Annotated in this window: 1 protein-coding gene; it reads right to left on the bottom strand. The window is 51.0% G+C overall.

Annotated features, from left to right (window positions below):
* Positions 1-1,472 (bottom strand): tandem-95 repeat protein (locus AC27K1_RS21525; protein WP_487152849.1); only part of this gene is annotated, 1,472 nt, incomplete at both ends.

The following is a 1,472-nucleotide window of genomic DNA, read 5'->3' as shown; positions in this document are numbered from 1 at the left end:
GCCGTCACGGCGTTACCGCCAAGCGTCAGGCTTCCGGCGGCTGGCAGCCGGGTAATCTTGATGGAATGCAGGGCGTCACCCTCAGCATCGCTATAACCAAAATCACTGACAGAGAAGGTGTGGCTGCGATCTTCATCCAGTGACACCGCACTGTCTGCCGCTGTCGGCGCACTGTTGACGTTGTCGACATTGAACGTCATGGTAGCTGGCGCACTTTCCAGGCTTCCGTCACTGACCGTGAAGGTAAAGTTCGCGTAATTCGCCCCATCCGTATTGGCATCCGGCGTAAAGACCAGGTTCGAAATGTCAGCCGCTGTGATCAGCTGGTTGGCTGTTACCGCCGAACCATTAAGTGTCAGGCTGCCTGCTGCTGGCAATTGGGTAATCTTGATGGATGAAAGGCTGTCACCATCCACGTCAGAGAATGTAAAGTCACTCAGGCTGAAAGTATGGCTATCATTTTCATCCAATGTCACGGTATCAGCAGCTGTTGTCGGCGCATCATTCACCGCAGACACATTAAATGACAGCGTTTCAGCGGCACTCTCTGCGATGCCATCACTGACTTTAAACTGAATACTCGCGTAATCATCGCCATGGGCGTTAGCCGCAGGGGTAAATACAAGGTTCGGGATATCAGAGGCTGAAATCTGCTGGTCGACGGTGACCGCTGATCCGTTGAGTGTCAGGCTGCCAGCAGATGGTAACTGGGTAATCCTGACATAGGAGAGCGCATCACCATCAACATCAGTAAAACCAAAATCAGAAACGGCGAAAGTATGGCTATCGTCTTCATTGATGGTAATACCACTCTGCTCACCACCAATGATCAGATTATCAATACTGGGATAAAAATTATCACCCAAGTCACTGAATCTCAGCTCTGTGACGTTGCCAATATCGAGTGAGATCGTTTTCCAGTTATCCCAGTCAGCATGACTGCTTAAATCAAGCGTCGTACTCCAGAGTTCTGTGGATCCGTTAAACGCTTTGACCGTAAGCGATGTATTGAACGGTACTGCGGATACCGGAGATAACAGTGCGTTCATGTCAAAACTTTTCACATAGGTTGGCGTATCAAACGTCAACGATCGGTCATCCGTGTGCGCCGCAGCGAAGGTAAAAAGATGTCCTCCACCGGAGGTACTGTGATGGAAGTTTGTCGATGTCAATCCCGCAGAGGTGCTTGTGTCAAAGGTATATGTGGTTTCTGGGGAGGAAGATGCCGTATATAGATCCCCTTCAACTGTTGGCGCATCATTCACAGCATCAACATTCAGCGTGATCGTCTGCGCTGCACTCTCCATACCGCCACTGTCGGTAACCGTAAACTGGAAGCTGGCATAGCCTGCACCATGAGCATTGGCCGCCGGAGTGAAGACCAGGTTGGGAATATTTGCAGCTGCAATGATCTGGTTAGCCGTTACAGCTGAGCCATTCAGGGTCAGGCTGCCAGCCGCTGGCAGTTGGGT

The organism is Kistimonas ophiarachnellae, from assembly GCF_057552235.1.
Note: the sequence above shows the minus strand (reverse complement) of the source record. Positions and strands in the feature narration are given on the sequence as shown.